The following is a 2,630-nucleotide window of genomic DNA, read 5'->3' on the forward strand; positions in this document are numbered from 1 at the left end:
CCCCCCCCCCCATGAAAAATTTCAAGTAAAATTTGCAAATTTCCTAATATTCGTAAAAATTCCTAAATTCGGGGTTATATGCGGGTTATAGGCAAAAAATATTGCAATCCAAAAACAAAAAACGGCAGATATTTACCTGCCGTTCAAGTGGGGTGGCTAACGCGGCTTGAACGCGCGACCTTCTGAACCACAATCAGATGCTCTACCGACTGAGCTATAGCCACCATGTGCGCGAAACGAATTGAATCACACAACAAAGGGATACTATACACGATTTCCTCGATTTATGCTAGCGCAACACACTTCGGCGCGTCGTAGTAACAACATCAATTATTCGACAATGGCAAATGCAACAATGGATGTATGAGTTTTTCTGAGCAAAATCAGCGCATATTTGGCGTAACTGAAAACAGTAACAACACAACCGCGCTTCTTCTTGGATCTGGCGAGCTTGGTAAGGAAATTGCGATTGAGCTTATGCGATTAGGCGTGCGAGTATGCGCTGCCGATAGCTACAAAAACGCTCCTGCAATGCAAATAGCTCACGAATACCACGTGCTAGATATGTCGAATCCGCAAGAATTGCAAGAACTTATTTCAAATGTGAATCCTGACATTATTATTCCAGAAGTTGAAGCTATTGCTACTGAAGTTTTGAAAGATGCTGCTAAAAAGAATATTCAAGTCGTTCCTAGCTCAGATATTGCCGCGATTGCAATGGATCGCGAACGCTTGCGTAGAATTGCGCACGAAGATTTAGGACTGCCTACTACACCGTATTGTTTCGCTTCATCTTATGAAGAGTTAGAGGATGGAGCTAAAAAAGTTGGATATCCTTGTGTAGTTAAGCCTGTTATGAGCTCTTCTGGTCACGGTCAGTCAATAGTTCGTAGTTCTGAAAATTTGCTTGCGGCTTGGAATGAAGCTCAGCATGGCAGGCGTGCAGCAGCTGGTCATGAGAATGAGTGTTCACGCGTTATTGTTGAATCTTTAGCTCCGCTTGATTATGAGCTTACAGTACTTACAATAAGCTCTTGCGCAGGAATTACTACTTGTGAGCCGATCGCTCAGCGTCAGCAAGATGGAGATTATAGAGAATCTTGGCAGCCTGCAAATATTCCTGAATCGATCCGCACTAATGCGAAAGATATTGCAAAGCGCGCTGTAGAAGGTTTGACTGATATTGCGCAAGAAGCTGGCGAAACAGGTTGGGGCATTTATGGAGTCGAATTATTCGTGCTTACTGATGGCTCTTTGCTTTTTAATGAATTGTCACCTCGCCCACACGATACTGGCATGGTAACTATGATTTCGCAGCATTATAGTGAATTTGCATTGCATGCATTGGCTATTTTGGGAGTTCCAGTTACAGCTAACTATACTGAGCTTTCTTTGAAAAATAATGAAGTTGCAGCAAGTCACGCCATTGTTATTAAGGCGGAAGGATCTGTTGGTTTTACGAATATTGCTCAAGCTTTGCAATCTGGCGAAAATTATCGATGCAACTTGCGTATTTTTGCTAAGCCTTCTGTACATGGTCACAGACGCATGGCAGTTTCTTTAGCTACTGGATTAACGCAAGAAGAAGCTAGAGAAAATGCGACACGCGTCGCCATTTCGCTAAAAACTACACAAACAAATGCTTAGATACATTGAAAATTAAGGCATAGGAGTTAAAAAAGATAATAATTTACAGTATGCACGAAGGGAAATTTTGTAGGTAACAATTGTTACGCTAATCGTGCTGGCAAAGGTCAGGTAAACCTACAAATATTGTTGGTTTGCGCCTACAACTGTGAATGCACATAAGAGAGGGCATATCATGGAAAAACTTGAGAAGTTGTACGAAGGCAAAGCCAAAAAACTGTATGCTACCGATGACACCAATGTGCTATGGGTTGAATACATGAACCAGGCAACAGCTGGTAACGGTCTGAAGAAAGCTCAGATTGCAGGTAAAGGCAGTTTAAATAACCGGATTACTTCGTTACTATTCCATTTACTTGAGGCGCGCGGCGTAAAAAGCCACTTCCTCGGACGAATTTCCGATACTGAACAACTTGTAAAGCGTATGCGCATGTTCCCACTGGAAATTATTATGCGAAATACTGCTGCAGGTTCTTTTGCAAAACGTTATAACATTAAAGAAGGAACACCTTTAAAGAAGCCATTGTTGGAGTTCTGCGTAAAGTCCGACGAGCTTGGTGATCCATTTATTAATCCTGAAGGCGTTGTGGCTCTTGGATTAGCAACAGATGAAGAAATAGCAGAAGTCACTCGTCAAGCTCATGCTGTTAACAATGCTTTGTTGGATATTTTCTCAAAGATTGATGTTCAGCTTGTCGACTTCAAGATTGAAGAGGGCGTGGACGCCGAAGGAAATATTCTTCTCGCTGATGAAATAACTCCTGATACTTGCAGACTTTGGGATAAGCGCAATGCTGGTACGAACGGAGTAAGTCATTTGGACAAGGACTTGTTCAGGCGCGATTTAGGCGACATCATTCCTGCTTATGAAGAAATTCACGATAGGCTTGCATCTTTAGCTCAAAGCGAAGGTTTGGATGTTTCTGTGCGCAAACCTGACGATTGCGTAGAACGATAATGATTGTTGTGGCTCGGACCTTTTA

Annotated in this window: 2 protein-coding genes and 1 tRNA gene; 2 read left to right on the forward strand and 1 reads right to left on the reverse strand. The window is 42.3% G+C overall.

Annotation, left to right across the window (positions count from 1 at the left end):
- Positions 1-148: 148 nt before the first annotated feature.
- Positions 149-224: transfer RNA gene (locus tag A5294_RS05260), tRNA-His, on the reverse strand.
- Between the two features lie 139 nt (positions 225-363).
- Here A5294_RS05260 and purT point away from each other — a divergent pair.
- Both purT and purC read left to right on the forward strand, forming a co-directional pair.
- Positions 364-1,647: a formate-dependent phosphoribosylglycinamide formyltransferase gene (gene purT / locus A5294_RS05265; RefSeq protein ID WP_064340634.1), complete on the forward strand. Its 1,284-nt coding sequence runs from the start codon at positions 364-366 to the stop codon at positions 1,645-1,647.
- 175 nt (positions 1,648-1,822) lie between these two features.
- A complete protein-coding gene (gene purC, locus A5294_RS05270; RefSeq protein ID WP_064340635.1) occupies positions 1,823-2,605 on the forward strand; it encodes a phosphoribosylaminoimidazolesuccinocarboxamide synthase in 783 nt (260 codons plus the stop codon).
- Positions 2,606-2,630: the final 25 nt, after the last annotated feature.

Source organism: Gardnerella sp. 30-4 (assembly GCF_001641215.1).
Classification (GTDB): domain Bacteria; phylum Actinomycetota; class Actinomycetes; order Actinomycetales; family Bifidobacteriaceae; genus Bifidobacterium; species Bifidobacterium leopoldii.